The 17,993-nt window shown below is 47.3% G+C and carries 15 protein-coding genes; 11 read left to right on the top strand and 4 right to left on the bottom strand.

Features of this window, described 5'->3' with window-relative positions:
- Positions 1–10: 10 nt before the first annotated feature.
- The 4 genes from ACTRWF_RS05865 to pseF form a co-directional block, all read right to left on the bottom strand.
- Positions 11–886, bottom strand: coding sequence for a glycosyltransferase family 2 protein (locus tag ACTRWF_RS05865; protein WP_015066470.1), 876 nt, complete (start codon positions 884–886; stop codon positions 11–13).
- A gap of 1 nt (position 887) precedes the next feature.
- Positions 888–2,051 (bottom strand): UDP-galactopyranose mutase, encoded by a 1,164-nt coding sequence (gene glf, locus ACTRWF_RS05860; RefSeq protein WP_015066471.1) that lies wholly within the window; start codon positions 2,049–2,051, stop codon positions 888–890.
- 18 nt (positions 2,052–2,069) lie between these two features.
- Positions 2,070–3,011 (bottom strand): glycosyltransferase family 2 protein, encoded by a 942-nt coding sequence (locus ACTRWF_RS05855; protein WP_015066472.1) that lies wholly within the window; start codon positions 3,009–3,011, stop codon positions 2,070–2,072.
- A 143-nt stretch (positions 3,012–3,154) separates the two neighbouring features.
- Positions 3,155–3,859: a pseudaminic acid cytidylyltransferase gene (gene pseF, locus ACTRWF_RS05850; protein WP_041702600.1), complete on the bottom strand. Its 705-nt coding sequence runs from the start codon at positions 3,857–3,859 to the stop codon at positions 3,155–3,157.
- 325 nt (positions 3,860–4,184) lie between these two features.
- Between pseF and ACTRWF_RS05845 the strand changes: the two genes are divergently transcribed.
- From ACTRWF_RS05845 to ACTRWF_RS05795, 11 genes are all read left to right on the top strand, one after another.
- Complete coding sequence (locus ACTRWF_RS05845) at positions 4,185–4,982, top strand: flagellin N-terminal helical domain-containing protein (protein WP_015066474.1); 798 nt, start codon at positions 4,185–4,187, stop codon at positions 4,980–4,982.
- Between the two features lie 164 nt (positions 4,983–5,146).
- The gene (locus ACTRWF_RS05840) at positions 5,147–6,607 is read left to right on the top strand and encodes a sigma-54 dependent transcriptional regulator (RefSeq protein ID WP_015066475.1); all 1,461 of its coding nucleotides are present in this window, start codon (positions 5,147–5,149) and stop codon (positions 6,605–6,607) included.
- Positions 6,608–6,742: 135 nt separating this feature from the next.
- Positions 6,743–7,885, top strand: a complete 1,143-nt coding sequence (locus tag ACTRWF_RS05835) for a sensor histidine kinase (protein WP_015066476.1) — start codon at positions 6,743–6,745, stop codon at positions 7,883–7,885.
- Between the two features lie 16 nt (positions 7,886–7,901).
- A complete protein-coding gene (locus ACTRWF_RS05830; RefSeq protein WP_015066477.1) occupies positions 7,902–9,239 on the top strand; it encodes a sigma-54-dependent transcriptional regulator in 1,338 nt (445 codons plus the stop codon).
- A gap of 245 nt (positions 9,240–9,484) precedes the next feature.
- On the top strand, positions 9,485–9,820 hold the full coding sequence (gene fliE / locus ACTRWF_RS05825) for a flagellar hook-basal body complex protein FliE (protein ID WP_015066478.1): 336 nt from the start codon (positions 9,485–9,487) through the stop codon (positions 9,818–9,820).
- Between the two features lie 12 nt (positions 9,821–9,832).
- Positions 9,833–11,527 (top strand): flagellar basal-body MS-ring/collar protein FliF, encoded by a 1,695-nt coding sequence (gene fliF, locus ACTRWF_RS05820; protein WP_462835234.1) that lies wholly within the window; start codon positions 9,833–9,835, stop codon positions 11,525–11,527.
- A gap of 12 nt (positions 11,528–11,539) precedes the next feature.
- Complete coding sequence (gene fliG, locus ACTRWF_RS05815; RefSeq protein ID WP_015066480.1) at positions 11,540–12,580, top strand: flagellar motor switch protein FliG; 1,041 nt, start codon at positions 11,540–11,542, stop codon at positions 12,578–12,580.
- A 54-nt stretch (positions 12,581–12,634) separates the two neighbouring features.
- Positions 12,635–13,417 carry a flagellar assembly protein FliH gene (fliH, locus tag ACTRWF_RS05810; RefSeq protein WP_015066481.1) on the top strand — a complete coding sequence of 261 codons (783 nt, stop codon included), beginning with the start codon at positions 12,635–12,637 and terminating at the stop codon, positions 13,415–13,417.
- Positions 13,410–14,744, top strand: coding sequence for a flagellar protein export ATPase FliI (fliI, locus tag ACTRWF_RS05805; protein WP_462835233.1), 1,335 nt, complete (start codon positions 13,410–13,412; stop codon positions 14,742–14,744). Before fliH ends, fliI begins: the two co-directional genes overlap by 8 nt.
- Before the next feature lie 72 nt (positions 14,745–14,816).
- The gene (gene fliJ / locus ACTRWF_RS05800; RefSeq protein ID WP_462835232.1) at positions 14,817–15,263 is read left to right on the top strand and encodes a flagellar export protein FliJ; all 447 of its coding nucleotides are present in this window, start codon (positions 14,817–14,819) and stop codon (positions 15,261–15,263) included.
- A gap of 347 nt (positions 15,264–15,610) precedes the next feature.
- Positions 15,611–17,917 (top strand): flagellar hook-length control protein FliK, encoded by a 2,307-nt coding sequence (locus tag ACTRWF_RS05795; protein WP_462835231.1) that lies wholly within the window; start codon positions 15,611–15,613, stop codon positions 17,915–17,917.
- The last annotated feature ends 76 nt before the right edge of the window (positions 17,918–17,993 follow it).

Here is a 17,993-nt window from a genome sequence, read left to right as displayed (position 1 = left end):
TCGCTCCTGATTACCGACCGGGCATTCGGCTTAGCCGACGCTCAATTTCAGTCATTACCGCAGGGTTAATGCGGCTCAATTGCTCGCCTATCGCAAGTACAGACGTCGCTAACGTATTCATATCACCGGTATAATCTGCGCCCATCAATGGCCCGGTAAACAATTCCACATCCTGCACATCGTGCGCTATGCCGAGTTGTTGCCAAAGGGCTGACAAACACAACGCGCGTTGCGCTAACTGCACAGATGAATACTGTTTAGATACGTTATCGGTATGAAGTCGGTAATCCATTAATATTTCTGTCGTGGCGTAGAGTTTACCCTTGCCAGACAATAAAAATCGACAATAAAAGTCCATGTCTTCCATGTGTGGAAACTGCGACCGGTAGGAAAAGTTCTCGTACACGTCGCGACGCACCATCACAGAGGGATGACACAAACAGGTATTCCCCACCAGCTGCAGCGCCCGGGTTTGTTCGTCGGTTTGACGGTAATGCCAGGTACCCTGCTGTTCACCAATGAGGGCGACCTTGCTACCCAGTATTGCCAGTTCCGAATCGCGCCGGAAGTAATCAAGTTGGGTAGCAAAGCGTTCCGGGTAACACACATCGTCGCTGTCAAAACGCACAAGATAGCGGCCTTGTGCGGCCAGTATTAGCTGATTCAGCGCAGTCACAATGCCGCTCTTGGGCTGAGAAAGCAGCGTGATTCGGGTATCGGCGCGGGCGTAGTCCTGCACTATCTTACGGCTTGCGTCAGATGAACCATCGTCCATTACCAGACATTCAAAATCCTCAAAGGTTTGCGCCAGCACAGAATCCAGCGCTTCGGCAATATAGTCCTGTGCGTTGTACATGGGTAGCAGAACTGAGATGGCGGGCGTCATATCAGGTACCGTATCGCTGGTTAAACAGAGTCAGAGCGTTTGCTACCGCATCATCCATGTTGTAGTACTTGTAGTCGGCCAAGCGCCCCAGCACAACAACCTGCTGGTATTGCTGGATTCGGTTGCGATAGGCCTCGTATGCCTGCTCGTTGCTGTCGGTAAACACCGGGTAATACGGTACGTTGCGTTTGGGATCGTGGCGATCGTAATCCTGCGGATACTCCCGAACAATTGTGGTGTGATCGCTAGCACAGGGCAAAATATGCTTGAACTCTGTGATACGCGTAAACGCTTCTTCGTTGGGGTAATTCACTGTGGTTGCCGGCTGGAATTCGCTTGTTGGTAGTGTTTCATAATCAAACTGCAGTGAGCGATAAGGCAACTCGCCGTGCTCGTGGTTAAACAACGCATCCAGTTGCCCCGTAAAGATAATATCTCCACTAAAAGGCTGCGCATCTACGGTTACCGAAAAATCGTTTTTATTAAGCCTTACACGTTGGGTCGCATCCACACCCAGTTCAACCGTAATAAGGGAATGGCTGAGTAACTTTTTAAACAACGCCATGTACCCTTCTGCGGGAATCGCCTGCCAGGTGTCGTGAAAATAGCGGTCGTCGCGACTTACCACTACCGGCACGCGCGACGTTACAGCGGGTGAAATGGCCTCGGGGCGACATCCCCATTGCTTTGCCGTGTAGTTCACAAAAAATTTGTTATACACCACATCAGCCAATTGCTGTAGCGCAGGGTTCTGACTTTTACGCAGGTCCAGAATAGGCACCTTAGCACCTTCGCCGTATTCGCTCAGGAGCACTTCGGCCAGATGCTCAGCCTCGGATTTCGGATACAAAGCATCCAGTGTATTCAGGTTGAATGGTAACGGTACCAGCTTGCCATCTACCCTGCTTAGCACTTTGTGTTCGTATTCGTGCCACTGGGTAAATTGCGATAAATACGCCCACACCTCAGGTTTATTGGTATGAAACAAGTGCGGGCCATACTGATGCACAATTATGCCGTGCTCGTTACGGTAGTCATAACAGTTGCCGCCAATGTGATTTCGCTGTTCAAGCACCAGTACGCGTTTACCGCCCTGATTGGCCAGACGCTCGGCCATTACCGCGCCGGAAAACCCGGCTCCAATCACAATCGCATCATATTTCATGGATAGGCCTACTGGCAGTTACGCCAATAACTCCCGGACTTTTTGAGGTTGCTGATAATGCTCAAAGGCAAGTGCATGGCGTTCATTGAAAAAGTCGCCGTTAGCCGCAGAGGCGCAAATATAGCGGGTAAACAAGGCATCCTGCTCCCTGAACAGAAAATACAGTGCCGCCGCAAACTGGTGGTGTGCGATTCCGGCATCAATAATTTCCTTTGCAACACCAAACTGTGACGCGGCCTGACAGGCGGCAATAATATCGTTCAGACTTTGCTCGCGGCGTTCGCTGCAGCGCTGGGTCTGTGCCCCAAAACTCTGGCTGTGAATTCGGTAGCGGCCCAACACCTCAGGCATAAAATCAATACTGGCATTAAGGAACCCGGCATTCAGAATATAGAACGGGTAATCCAGAATAATTTTGCAGTCGGCTAACACCGTATCTACCAAATGATCATGACGACGAAACATCACTGCACTGGCCTGCAAATACGTGCCATAGCGAATAAGGTGTTCAATTTCCGAGCGTGCTGGCACATATTGCCAATTGTAGTGTTGTTGCGAGTAGAGCTTAATAGAGGCATTGGTGTCAGAGTCAAACATATCTGATTCGTGATACACCATCTGGCAATCCGGGTGGCTATCCAGGTAGTCGACTTGCTTCTGTAACTTACCGGGTAAGGCAATATCGTCACCGTCCAGATACGCAATGTACTCCCCTTGTGCGGAACTCAACAGCGTCTTCATATTATTCGCCAGCCCACCATTTTGTGTTTTGTAAATGGCACGCAAGTGAGGAAACGCGTGTTCTAAACGCTGAATAACCGCCGCGGTATTATCGGGAGACGCGTCGTCACACACGATAACTTCATAATCAAAATTAACGGTTTGTTCCAATACAGAGCGCAAACAAGGCTCAATGCACTGTTCCAGTTTAAACGCCGGGACAATGACCGATAACTTCATAGCACCACCACCTTTCGGGCTAATTGGGTAAGTAACTCGTAGCCGTCTTAGTTGGGTAAAAACTGTAAGACTTCTCTAACGCAACATAAGTATGTTATCGACGGCCCCTTTAAAATATTAATGAAAAAAGGTGTGAAGTTTAGTTACTTCGTTGACTCTTTCTCAAGTATTTTATACAGCAATTCCGCTCTTTGCCAGTCAGCTTCTGTATCTATATCTTGCACCAAATGCTGCGGCAGTACCACCATTCTAGATTTCTCACTGAAAACACGTGATTTTTCATTGAGCCATTCGCTGTAGTGGCTGCAGTAGAGTTGACCCGCATCATGATAAGTAGTTTCGAGGTCTTGCGAACGTTTTGAAATTGCGTCGTTGTCAAAGGGAATAACACCACCCCCATCGGTCTGCATTAATGCTCTTTGTATAGGAAATGAAAACCGAGCGGCAGTGAATACATATTTCAAATCGTCAGATTCTTTCAATTTTTCAATACAAGTATCAATGAGTTGTGAAGATAAAAGGGGCGAGGTTGCGTATATACAGGCGCATTTATCGAGTGTCCACCCATCTTGTAGTAACATGGAGATGGCATGACGGACAACGGGGGCCGTCCCAGTATAGTCATCTGCCAACGCTGCAGGACGCATAAAAGGCACATCTGCACCATACTCAATTGCAATAGTAGCAATCTCTTCGTCATCGGTTGAAACAACTACTCGTTGGATATGCTTACTTCTGAGTGCATTGTCTATGGCGTGAGCTATCATAGGCTTGCCACAAAAATTTCTTATGTTTTTTCGAGGAATACGTCTACTTCCTCCTCGAGCCGGTATAACAGCTATATTCATTATATTCTCAATTATCCTATTTCCACATGACCAACTTTTTATGAAATAATAAGCTTATGTTTAAGGTTTTTGTATCAAAAATTATAGACACACCCTTGCTGAAAAAGATTTAGAGATAAAGGGTACCAGTTTAGCTCCAAACAAGACTTACAGGGTTGAAATCTTTGCTATGGAATTGAAACTTAGCTTTCTCTTGTAAGTTCATAGAAAAACTAATATGTGGTCTAACATTTTTTACTTGAGTATATAAATTTTCATACCATGGTTCAGTCAATTTTTATCAAGAGTGTGCTAAACTCAAAATAAACATCAGAGGGTAGTTTACATGCAAATAAACAACAATATGACCTCAAACAACATTAGCCTAGTCGAGCAAAAACAGAACAACCTGTTCGAGAAGCTGGCGTCTGGAAAAAAGGTAAATAGTGCCTTAGATGGCGCTGCAGCCCAACAAATTATCGACCGTTTAACGTCTGAAGTTGAAGGTAACCGCCAGTCATTGAACAACGTATATGACGGAATTTCAGTGGCGCAGGTTGCTGAAGGTGGATTAGGTAGCATCAATGACGACGTCAATCGCATTCGCGAACTTACACTTCAGTCTGGAAATGGCGTATTAAGTAGTGGCGATCGCCGCGCTATCCAATCTGAAATAACGCAACTGCAAGAAAATATCTCTCAAACTATCGAGCAAACCAACTTTGCAGGTAAACCATTGCTGTCAGAAAATGGTTCGCTAGATTTCCAGTCAGGCGCAAATGCAAATCAGTCAATCAGTATCAATACACAAGATATCGCATCCCAGTTGGGCGGCCTACTTTCTATTGATATTACGGCGGGTACAAGTGTGAATGAGGCGCTTGAAGCAGCAGACGCCGCAATTGAAACTATAGGGAGCGCCCGCGGTGATTTAGGCGCAACGCAAAACCGTTTTGAAAGCGCGGCACGTACTCTTACGCAAGCTAACGTTAATACCGCTGAAGCCAGAAGCCGTATTCAAGATTTGGATTTTGCACAAGCTGTCTCTCAGCAAGCATCTAACGATGTATTAGGTCAAGCCGCGCTCACCGTACAGGCGCAAGCCAATCAGCAAGAAGGGCAGGTTTTGTCTTTACTGAGCTAACCAATTTCTCGCTAATATTTGGCGATATTAATCGAAAGAAGCAGGGTAACCTGCTTTTTTTATTGGTACATTTCCCAAAACAGCGGTTGCGCTCCGATCTTTTGCCGTTACAATTTAGAAATACGCTAAACTGTAAATAATAACAAAGCGTTCTCGGGGAATTGATGAAGAACATTTTGCTGGTTAGTGACAACCAGGAACTCATTCAAAACTTGGAAACTATCGTTACCTTCATGGGAGAGTCGTGTCAATCACGCGGCTTTGCTAGTTGCGAACGGTATTTACAAGATAGTGGGGCTGACGCCGTTCTTATTGAACATGCGTCGTCACCGATTGTAAGCAATCTGGTTGAAAAGTTTCCACACATACCGTTTGTTGCGCTAGTTGAAAATAACAGCCAAGCAACGGCAGGTTGTAATTTAGTGAGTGTGATAGCAACACCGTTAACTTACCCCGTGTTAACGCAAGCAATACACCGCTGCCAAGAATATTCTCGCCGTAAGCCAAGTTTATCTCGCACTGCGGGCACCAAAACGCGATTGTTTAGAAGCCTTATCGGTAAAAGCGAGCAAATTCAAATTGTCCGCCGCTTGGTAGAGCAAGTAGCCCCAACCGATGCCACCGTACTAATACTTGGTGAATCGGGTACCGGTAAAGAGGTCGTGGCACGTAACGTTCATTTTTTATCTGAGCGAAAAGATGGTCCCTTTATTCCGGTAAACTGCGGTGCTATTCCCGGCGAGCTGCTGGAAAGCGAGCTTTTCGGCCATGAAAAGGGAGCGTTTACTGGCGCTATTAGCGCACGAAAGGGCCGCTTTGAATTAGCAGAAGGCGGCACGCTGTTTCTCGACGAGATTGGCGACATGCCGCTTCAAATGCAGGTGAAGCTGTTGCGTGTGCTGCAAGAACGCACTTATGAGCGAGTAGGGGGAAACAAGCCCCTTCAATGCAACGTACGCATCATTGCTGCAACTCACCGCAACTTAGAAACCATGATCAGCGAAGATAAGTTTCGCGAAGACTTGTACTACCGTCTTAATGTCTTTCCTATCGATAGCCCAGCGCTTCGTCAGCGAAAGGACGATATACCTTTGCTGCTGCAAGAGTTGAATAGTCGTATTCAAGGCGATGGCGTAGAGGCCGTGCGCTTTACTGAGCAAGCCATTGCATCTTTGATGGAGCACGATTGGGCAGGTAACGTTCGAGAGCTTTCAAACTTGGTTGAACGACTGACTATTCTTTACCCAGGTCAAATTGTGGATATCGCAGACTTACCTGAAAAGTATCAGTATGGTGATGTGCAAGCCTATGAGCCTGACTATCCTGAAGAAATATTAGAGCGCGAAGCCTTCAACGAGTTGTTTGCGGAAGCGGCGGCCCAAGAGCCTGAAGAGGATACGCAGCACCCAAGCAGTGATAGCTTAAATATGGTGTCTTCTTCCTTGCCAGAGGAAGGGGTAAACCTAAAAGAATACCTTTCTGAGCTGGAAGTAAATCTAATTCGACAAGCTCTAGACAACCAAGAATGGGTGGTTGCACGTGCCGCCGACAAGCTGGGTATGCGCAGAACCACACTTGTTGAAAAAATGCGAAAGTACGATATTCAGCGCACTGAAGAGGCGTAATGTCAGCAAATTGACGTTGCACTTTTCATTTGTAATCACTCTTAAATGGTTGATAAATAAGCCAATGATAAATTGGCACATCTTCTGCTTTATCACAGTCATAGTTAACAGCGTCTGCAATTTGACGAGGGTAATATGGCTTTTGACAGCACACCACATTCTACTGAGTATTTAGCATCGGCCTACGCACTACATGGTGCTGACACAGCAATGTCTCGTGATGACCACCGCGCCTCGTGCAACGACGATGTTGAATCATTGCGGTTGCAGGCGAGTCGCTTAGAGCATTTACTCCAAGTCATGCCAGCAGGCGTTATCGTTATTGATGGAAAAGGCATTGTTCGTCAAGCAAATGAACAGGCTAAAGCCCTGCTCGGTGAGCCTTTAGAAGAAGAAGTGTGGCGACGTATTATTACGCGCTCTTTCAAGCCTCGCGCTGATGACGGCCATGAGGTTTCATTGGTGGACGGGCGCCGCGTAAAGCTATCTATCACGCCGTTGGAAAATGAACCAGGCCAATTAATCGTTATCACTGATTTGACGGAAACACGGCAGCTACAGGCCAGAGTGAGTCATATGCAGCGCCTATCTTCTCTTGGGAAAATGGTTGCATCGCTTGCGCATCAAATTCGCACGCCCCTTTCTGCTGCCATGCTATACGCATCGAACCTTACCCGTAAGGGGTTAGGGCAAGAGGCGCAGGAGCAGTTCGCTAATAAACTCACCGACAGATTAAAAGAGCTAGAGAGTCAGGTTAACGATATGCTGCTTTTTGCAAAATCGGGTGAAGAGCAGGTGGTAAGCAATATTACTTTAAGCGAGCTTCTTACTTCAGTAGAAGGCAGCGCCCAAACGATGACAGTGCAAGCGCGTCAAACATTGGGGTTTTCTGGCTTTGAACAAGAGGTGTCGATAACCGGCAACCTTACTGCACTTCAAGGTGCGCTATTAAACCTTATTCACAACGCCAGCCAAGTAACACCAAATGGTGAACTTGTGGCTGTTGACGCTTCGGTCTCTGGAAATCGTCTAAATATCGCTGTAACTGATAAAGGCCCAGGCGTACCTGAAGGCCTCAAACACAAAATATTTGAGCCATTTTTCACCACAAAAAACAACGGCACCGGCCTTGGTTTGGCGGTGGTTAAGTCGGTCGTCAATGCGCACAATGGTACCCTTAGTGTATTTAATACACCTGAAGGCGGCGCTTGCTTTAGCGTTACTTTGCCATGCAAAGCGAGTACTCAATCATCACCTACATTGACCCATGTTGCGTAAGCCATAGGAGAGGATCATGTCTAAAACTACTATCTTAATTGTTGAAGATGACGCGGGGTTGCGCGAAGCACTCTTAGACACGCTTTTACTCGGCAACTACAACGTGGTTGAAGCCGACTGTGCTGAACAAGCGCTAATGATGTTATCAATGCAAGCGATAGACTTGGTTGTTAGCGATATCCAAATGGGTGAAATGAGCGGCCTTACGCTTCTTAAGAGTATTAAAGCAAAATATCCGAATATGCCAGTATTGTTAATGACCGCTTACGCCACTATTAACGATGCGGTGCAGGCAATGCGCGACGGTGCGACTGATTATTTATCTAAGCCATTCGCACCAGAAGTACTGCTAAACCTTGTAGGGCGCTACGCACCAGCACAAAAAATCGAATCTCGCACGCCAATCGTCGCCGACCCCTCTAGCTTGAAGCTGCTTGAACTCTCTCGAAAAGTGGCGAAGTCTGAAGCGACGGTAATGGTGATGGGGCCTAGCGGTTCAGGTAAAGAAGTGTTATCCCGCTATATTCACGACCAGTCACCGCGCAGCGATGCGCCTTTTGTGGCCATCAACTGTGCTGCCATTCCAGAAAATATGTTGGAAGCGACGCTATTTGGTTATGAAAAAGGGGCGTTTACCGGCGCTATTCAGGCTTGCCCGGGTAAGTTTGAACAAGCCCAAGACGGTACGCTTTTACTCGATGAAATTACCGAGATGGATCTAGCGTTACAGGCGAAACTACTTCGCGTACTGCAAGAGCGTGAGGTGGAAAGGCTTGGCGGTCGCAAAACGGTTAAGTTAAACGTGCGCGTTATCGCTACAAGTAATAGAGATTTGAAGAAAGCGGTAGATGCAGGTGAGTTCAGAGAAGACTTATATTACCGCTTAAATGTGTTTCCAATTGAATGGCGACCCTTAAGTGAACGCCCCGGCGATATTGTTCCTCTTGCTGAACACCTTGTGCAGCGCCACGCCAGTTCACAAGGGTTAGGTTCAATAAGGCTGAGTGCTGCTGCCCGTAACAAGTTGTCGCAGTACGGCTGGCCGGGTAATGTGCGCGAATTAGAAAACGTGGTACAACGCGCGCTTATCCTTTGTGAAAATAACGAAATAGACGCCAGTGACCTCATGATTGACGAAGATATCTCAGCGCCCGTTGAAGCTGTACAAGAGCAGGCTGACGAAAACAGACTAGGCTCAGAGCTGCGTTACCAAGAGCATCAAATTATTCTCGATACACTGGTGTCGTGCAACGGCAAGCGTAAAGATGTCGCTGAAAAGCTGGGTATTAGCCCTCGTACGTTGCGTTATAAACTTGCTCGAATGCGTGAAGACGGCATCGAAGTACCTGCATAACGTTAAACAACGTCACCCCTTGCTTCCCCTCAAACTTACCCGTCGCCTTTACTACTAAAAAGGCGGCGGTTTTTTGTTGCTCCTAAGTGGTACAACGTCATTAAATTGGCTGTACGCCAAAAGTCATTGTTAAGTTTATGAAATTAATGGCTTTTTAAAGTTGGCAAGCCCTTTGCTAAATCACTCTTATATATTCGCTATTCGCCGCCGCATTGCCGGTAAATGAAGAAACACTAGGAGTGGTTATGGACGTTAAAGCCAACAGTTTGTATCAAGAAATGCAAAATATGATCGGGCAAACTCGTCTTCAAGTTAATGAACCTCAACAGCAATCGCTTAATGAGATCAATACCTCTGCAAGTGACTTCTCGACCATGCTAAAAAATGCGGTTGATGGCGTGAATAGTATGCAGCTAGAGTCAAAAGATGTGCAGCAACGCTTTGAGATGGGTGACCCTAGTCTAAGTTTGGCGCAGGTTATGTTAACTAAAGAAAAATCGGGCATTGCCTTTGAGGCAACTGTTCAGGTACGAAATAAAGTACTTGAAGCCTATAAAACAATAATGAACATGCCGGTGTAGGTGGAGTAGGTTATGGCTGAAGCAACAGGTACAAACCTAACGGTTCCTGACCAAAATCAAGCGGTGGACAACGAGCCAGAGAATAAATCTGGCTTTATGGACACCTTAGGCAGCGCTGACATGATGCGTCAAATGGCGCTCGTTGTCGTCCTCGTTATTTGTGTGGCTATCGCTATTTTTATTCTGATTTGGTCACAAGAGCCTGATTATCGTCCACTCGCGAAAATGGAAACTCAAGAGCTTATAGAGACGCTTGATTACATGGATGCGAATCAAATCGAATATAAGCTTGAAGGCAATACGGTTTATGTGAGAAGCGATGAGTTCCAAAATATTCGGTTAGGTATGACCCGTCAGGGATTAACCAATAGCTCTGATGCGGGCACAGACATTATCATGCAGGACATGGGCTTTGGGGTGAGCCAGCGGGTAGAGATGGAGCGCCTTAAACATGCCCGAGAGCAGCAAATCGCCGCGACAATTGAAGATATCGCGAGTATTCAAAAAGCGCGGGTATTGCTCGCCATGCCCAAAGAAAACGTGTTTGCACGCAGAGAGAAAAAAGCGTCAGCCACTGTGGTGCTAACCGCAAAGCGTGGCGCAGTAATCGCCGGTGAAGAAGTTGATGCTGTTGTTGATATCGTGGCATCAGCGGTTCAAAACATGGAGCCGTCTAAGGTGACGGTGACCGACAGCAACGGCCGCTTGCTAAATTCCGGCTCACAAGGCTCGATGAGCGCTCGAGCTAGAAAAGAATACGAAATTGAGCGCCAGCGCGAGCAAGAGTACTTAGAAAAAATTGATGCTATATTAATACCCGTACTGGGTATTGGGAACTACACGGCGCAAGCCGATGTTGCGATGGATTTCACTGCGATTGAACAAACCCAGCGTAGCTACAACCCAGACCTTCCGGCTGTTCGAAGCGAGATGATTGTAGAGGAAAACAGCGTAGGAGGCGGTGTTGGCGGTATTCCTGGCGCATTATCAAATCAACCTCCGCTGGATTCTAATATCCCAGAAAACGCCGTGGGCGGTAGTCAACAAACTATGCCTGGACGCACGGCAAAAGAGTCAACGCGCAACTACGAACTTGATACCACCATTAGCCATACTAAAAAGCAAACGGGCGTTATAAGAAGGCTTAGCGTCTCTGTAGCGGTTGACTATACTCAGATAGCAGGCGAAGACGGGGCAATGACTCCTACACCGCGTAAACAAGAAGAAATCTTAAATATTCGAAGACTTCTACAAGGCGGTATTGGTTTTGACGTGACCCGAGGCGACTCGTTAGAAGTGGTAAGTGTACCCTTCACGCGAATGGATACCGGCGAGATTGAAGACGCACCACTGTGGGAGCAACCCGGTTTTCTGCCAATTCTTAAGTTAGTTATTGGTGGCTTGGTTATAATCGTGCTTATCATTTTTGTGATTCGACCTATGCTGCGCCGTCTTATCAACCCAGATGAGACTAATGAGGCCGATGAGTTTGATGCAGATGAAGGCCTTGATTTAGGTGACGACACCATTAGCATGCTTACGTCAGACTTCGACGAAGGTCAGGTTGGTTTTGCACCAGACGGCTCATTAATGTTGCCAGACCTGCATAAAGATGAAGATGTATTAAAGGCCGTGCGAGCACTGGTCGCCAATGAACCTGAATTGTCAGCCCAAGTTGTGAAGGGCTGGTTAATGCAAGACGAGTAGTGAGATAAGATTATGGCTGAAGAACTTACCAACGTTGAAGAGCCGTCATACGACGTCAGTAAATTAGAAGGTGTTGAGAAAGCTGCTATCTTGCTACTTAGCTTGTCTGAAGAAGATGCAGCGCAGATATTGAAGCACCTAGAGCCTAAGCAAGTGCAAAAGCTAGGCTCTGAAATGGCGAAAGTAGACGACATGACGCAAACCAAAATTACGTCAGTTCACAAGCATTTCATTGAAGAAATACAAAACTACAGTACTATCGGTTTCCAAAGCCAAGACTTTGTTAAACGGGCGCTTACTGCTGCGCTAGGTGAAGATAAAGCGGCTAATCTCATCGACCAAATCTTAATGGGCAGTGGCGCGAAGGGTCTGGACTCACTGAAGTGGATGGACTCTAAACAAGTTGCCAGCATTATTCGAAACGAACACCCGCAGATTCAAACCATTGTCATGTCGTATTTAGAGCCAGAGCAAAGTGCCGAAATCTTGGCGCAGTTCCCTGAAAAAGTTCGACTTGATTTGTTAATGCGTATTGCGAATTTAGAAGAAGTACAGCCTGCTGCGCTTCAAGAGCTAAACGAAATTATGGAGAAACAGTTTGCTGGTCAAGCGGGTACGCAAGCAGCCAAAATGGGCGGCCTGAAGTCTGCAGCGAACATCATGAACTATCTAGATACCGCAATAGAAGGTCAGCTGATGGACGCTATTCGCGAGCAAGACGAAGAAATGAGTCAGCAAATTCAAGATCTTATGTTCGTGTTCGACAACTTGGTCGATGTGGACGACAAAGGTATTCAGGCAATATTGCGCGAAGTTCAGCAAGATGCGCTACTTAAGGCCATTAAAGGGGCTGACGAAGAGCTTAAAGATAAAATTATGCGCAACATGTCAAAACGCGCTGCTGAAATGCTCGGCGATGATCTTGAAGCCCTTGGTCCTGTGCGTATCAGTGAAGTGGAAACCGCGCAAAAAGAAATACTGTCCGTTGCTCGTCGACTTTCTGACTCAGGTGAAATCATGCTCGGTGGCGGTGGTGGTGAAGAGTTCCTGTAAGCCTTTCATAGGAATGTCTTTCAACGCTATGACCAATAAAGCCTAGGTAAATATATGACCGGTAATAAAAGTTTCAGTGAACACGAAATAAGTGAAGCGAAGAAGTGGGATTTACCCTTCGTAGACGACGCGACCGCGCCTAGGAAAGATGAGCCAACTAACGCCTTAAATAAACGTTCTGATTGGAAGTACGAGCCTCCTGAAGTGGAAGAGGAAATACTTCCACCCACTGCCGAAGAAATTGAAGCTATACGACAGGCAGCCTATGACGAAGGGTATCTAGAAGGCAAGGAAAAAGGGTTTGAAGAGGGCAAAGCAGAGGGGCTTGAAACAGGGCTTAGTGAAGGCCAAGAACAGGGCCATGCCCAAGGGCTTGAACAAGGCTTAGATGAAGGCCGTCAGCAAATGGCTACCCAGGCAGAAGTGTGGCAAATGCTTGCGGACAAACTTCACGATCCACTCTCACAAGCCAATGATGAAACTCGCGACCAACTGGTTAAACTTGCGGTTACGCTTGCAAAGTCAGTTATTAAGGTAGAGGTAAGCACTAACCAACAGGTTATTCTGCAAGCGCTAAGTGAAGGCATAAAAGCCCTTCCTATTAATCAAACCGAATACCAAATTCATATGCACCCTGACGATATTGCATTGGTTAATGCGCACTTTGGTGACGAAGAAATGTCCAAAAAAGGCTGGAATTTGGTGGAGGCTCCCGCCATGGAAAGGGGCGGGTGTGATATTACCACGGTGCACAATGCCGTTGATGTGTCGATTGAGCGCCGTTGCCGTGATGTTATTGAAAAATTTTTGCTAAACCAAGGGCTATCCGATGACTAGCCCGTGGCATAGTCACTTTGAATCACTGACTAAGCAGGTCACAACGCCACCTGTAGTCGCAGCAGGGAAACTCGTTCGCGGTATCGGCCTTACCCTTGAAGCGGTAGGTTGCCAGCTGCCGGTGGGTAGTCAATGTTTAGTGCAGACTGTGGAAGGCGAGATAGAAGCAGAAGTGGTTGGCTTCGGTGATGATATTACCTATTTGATGCCGACAGAAGCGGTGCGAGGGATAGTGCCCGGTAGCCGCGTTATGCCATTAAACCGTCAAAGTGGTTTGCCTGTTGGAATGGGCCTTTTAGGCCGCGTGGTAGACGGAAACGGACAGCCACTCGATGGACTTGGTGAAATTGATGCTGAAGCGAGAGCCCCCACCACGCGTCCTCCTATGAACCCGCTTATTCGTCGTCCTATCAATGCGCCAATGGATGTGGGCGTGCGCGCCATTAACGCACTCAATACGGTAGGCGTAGGCCAGCGTATGGGGCTGTTTGCCGGTAGTGGCGTGGGTAAAAGTGTACTGCTTGGCATGATGACCCGCGGTTGCGAAGCCGATGTGGTGGTGGTCGGGCTCGTCGGTGAGCGAGGGCGGGAAGTGAAAGAGTTTATACACGACATACTCACCGAAGAAGAGCGTCAGCGCGCCGTTGTTGTCGCTGCCCCTGCAGACACCTCCCCGTTGATGCGCCTTAAAGGCTGCGAAACAGCGGTTACCATTGCTGAATATTTTCGCGACAAGGGGATGAAAGTTCTTCTTCTGATAGATTCCCTTACGCGCTACGCGATGGCGCAGCGTGAAATTGCCCTTGCCGTTGGCGAGCCGCCTGCTACTAAAGGCTACCCACCGTCGGTGTTTGCTCGCCTACCTGCATTAGTCGAGCGTGCCGGTAACGGCAGCGAGCGACAGGGTTCGATAACGGCTTTTTATACCGTATTAACCGAAGGTGATGATTTGCAAGACCCCATTGCTGATGCGGCGCGCGCCATTTTAGATGGCCACGTTGTACTATCGCGCACTTTAGCCGATAGCGGCCATTACCCGGCTATAGATATCGAAGCGTCAATAAGTCGTGTTATGCCAATGGTGGTGAGTGAAGAGCACCAGCTTATGGCGCGTCGCATTCGCCAGGTTTACTCAAATTACAAACAAAACCAAGACCTCATTTCTATTGGTGCGTATGCCAAGGGCTCAGACCCGCGTATAGATTTAGCGATTCGTGCAGAGCCTGCGATCAATGCATTATTGCAACAAGGCATGAAGCAAGTCATTCCTTATGATGATAGCTTAGAAGGCATGGCAGCCCTGGCTAAAGGGTTAGGGCAGGGGTGATGTGTTTTTTAGTAGAGCGTGCATGGTTACTTGTGAACATGAAGCCAGAATCCTTTATCAAGGTATCGACAAATGTCTAAACAACTAGAACGTTTAGCTGAGTTTGAGCAAGAAAAAGAACAGCGAGAAGCGCGGTATTACCAGCAGGCTCAGCAGAATGTTAATCAGCAAAAGCAAAAACTAACCAGCCTTGAGCAGTATCGCATCGACTATATAAAAGGTATTCAGCAAACCGGGCAATCGGGTGTGACGGCTACCTACTATCAGCAGCATCTATCCTTTGTGGGAAAATTAGATAAAGCGTGTGAACAACAGATGCAGGTGATTGCTCGCGCGCAAATGGCGGCAGACCAGCGTAAGCAAATGTGGCTTAAACAACAGCAAAAAGTGAAAGCGGTGACCTTGCTGCTTGATAAAAAAAAGCTAGCTCAGCAGAAAAAAGAAGCAAAAGCAGAGCAAGCAATGATGGATGAATTTGCTACCCAGCGTTTTTTTCGTGCCAAGCGCTCACCTTTTTGACATTTTTTCGCACACATAGCCAGTTTGGCGCAACCCTTGCAAAACTCTTCTTAGAATGTACCACCACAACTTATTTACGTAACGATTTACGCTACTTTGCCGTTGGCTAATGCGATTTAAAGGCCTAGGCGATTAGCATTGGCAAAGACATTATTTAAGAAATATTACGCCTTATGAAATGTCGAGTAAGTCATTAAAAAAACGTAAGTGTATGTAAAGTATATGGGTGTTGGTCGTTTAGTGGTTTTTATTTTTGCTTAAGGCTTGAAGCGTTTGGCGCAAAGAAACCACTTCGGGTTTACGCCTTCTATGATGAAGTCGAATTAAATGTAGGACGGTAGGACATTATGCAACAAGTTGCCGCACAAAAAACAGACATTGCCGCATTACCCTTTTCTGCCTCTAGCACAGCAAAAGCAGTAGAGACTGGAATCGGTTCACAACAAGATGCTAATAGCGAAAATAATCAGGCATTTAATCGACTTTATCAAGATGCTAAAGCTTCGCGCTCAGACTTCGTGCTTAATGATAAGTCGAGTCAGACTCCGAGCAGCCGAGCTCAAGACCGAGCTGCTTCTGAACAAATGGCTAAAAACGCAAAAGATAAAGACGCCGGCCATACGGACCTCCCCGATAATCACCGAGTGACAGACCGGGCAGACGAATACGATAGCAGCGCACAAGCCACTGAGGCAGAGGCGCAACAAGGTCGCGTTCGATCAGAAATTGAAGATACTCAGGAAACCCAAGAGAGTGAACTTGCACAGCAGCTTGTCGCCGATGGCGAGGCAGTGGAACAGCGCAGCGTTACCGAGGCTAAGTTTGTTTTAGGCGAAGGCGGTAAAAAAGATGCTGAAGCTGGGGTAATTACCACTCCTGGAACGCCGGATGCAAAACCCATTAAAGAGGACGAGGCTGAGCCCGATTGGATTGCCTATGTTGAAACCGTGGTAAACGGTATGGCAAAGGGTGAGCAGCAAAGTGACAATAATAAGGGGAATACACCCATTAGCCAGGTTGCCGAGTTAGTCGAGGATAACGTTGATGTGCTGTCGGTTAATGAGGCGGGGAAGCTTTGGAAACTGCCTGAAAACGTAGACGCTAGCGATGCGCCTTCTTTACTTGCACACTTTCTTACGCAGCTAAATAGCGAGGGTGAAGCTAGCTTAGAAAAATTTTCCGATAGCGCCCTGTCACATGAAGCAAAGCAAACGCTTAGTGCGTTAGCTTCCCTGTTATCTAAGCAAAGTAGTGAAGGCGAACACAACGGTAGTGACACGTCATTTGAACCGTCAACAATTCAACAGTTTTCAACTGACGGTGAAGCAGAAAGTGAAGATAGCCTTTCGGCACTTTTGGCGAAGCTCATGGAAAGTAGCAGTGCTGAAGAGACAAGTAATCCTGTTGATGCAGGCGCACTTGCATCTAACGAGCTAGATGCCGAAGCCCTTGATTTAAAAGAACTTGGAACGGACGAGCTAGATGCCGAAGCTCTTGATTTAAAAGAACTTGCAACGGACGAGTCGTTAATTCTAAGTTTGATCGCCGATGAACTTAATAACGTGCAAGAAGAGGGCGCTGAAGAAAGCGAGGCGTTAATTGATGAAACCCTTACAGAGTTAGCTAGCGATCCTACCATCACGCAAGGTGTTAATGGTAGCGTCATTAGTCGCGGTGAAACTAACAGTGCCAACGCTGCCAATGCAGCAGGCGTATCAGCTCAATCAAGTACAAATGTGCAAAGCGCTGTGATAGATCAGTCTCAGCAAGCGACAGAAATACCATCTGACTTGCTAACGGCTATCAGTGAGCTTTCGCCTCAAAGTGCACAGAAAGCAACAGAAGCCTTCGCAGAACGCATGGTTACAACCATGCCCAGCGGTCAACAGCAACAGGCCGTTAAGGCGAATATCATAGCCGGTATTAATGAGTTTCAGCAGCAAGTTGAGCAGGGCAGAGAGCCGGGTATTGACTTAAGTGGTATCGTGGCTGACGCGGCAAAAGACGCGGCGGTGAGTACTGAAATGGTGGCATCTATGACTGCCAAAGTAGATAGTCAGGCGAGTCAGTTTTTAAACTTAATGTCGCAGACACAAGCAAGTGCACAACACGCTATTTTAGGTCTAGTGGCGCAAACTGACACCGTTATGCAGGAAAATAGTCAGCTTCGCGCTGAAGCGTCAAAAACTCAGCAGCAATTTGAAGGCTTTGATAAAGCGGTCAATATTCATAAAAGCGAAGGACAGCAACAGCTTAACGAGAAAATTCGCTGGATGGTTAATGCTAGAAACACGATGGCAGAAATTCGCTTAGACCCGCCTGAGCTTGGCAGTATGCAGGTTCGCGTTAACGTTGCGGGAGACGCCGCAAGCGTTAGCTTTGTGGTGCAGTCACAGCAAGCAAAAGACGCACTGGCAGAGGCCATGCCGAAACTGAGAGATATGCTGTCAGAGCAGGGCATTGAGTTAGGTGATGCCGAAGTGCGAAAAGATAACTCGTCGAACAATGAAAATGGCCAGCAACTTGCAGGAGAGGCTAATCAAGGCCGTGGCGAGCGTGGAGAAAATGACGGCCTAGACGAAATGGAAGGTACACGTGTTATTGAACAGCCCGTTACGCGTGCAGCGAAGGGCGGTATCGATTTTTATGCGTAGGTCTGTGAGTTTTGAAGGCGGCACCACAATTACCAATAGGTAGCATGGTGAGAACAACCCCAGGCTGCTATGGTTG

It is taken from the genome of Alteromonas sp. G5_S2_22_S1, assembly GCF_054968525.1.
Note: the sequence above shows the minus strand (reverse complement) of the source record. Positions and strands in the feature narration are given on the sequence as shown.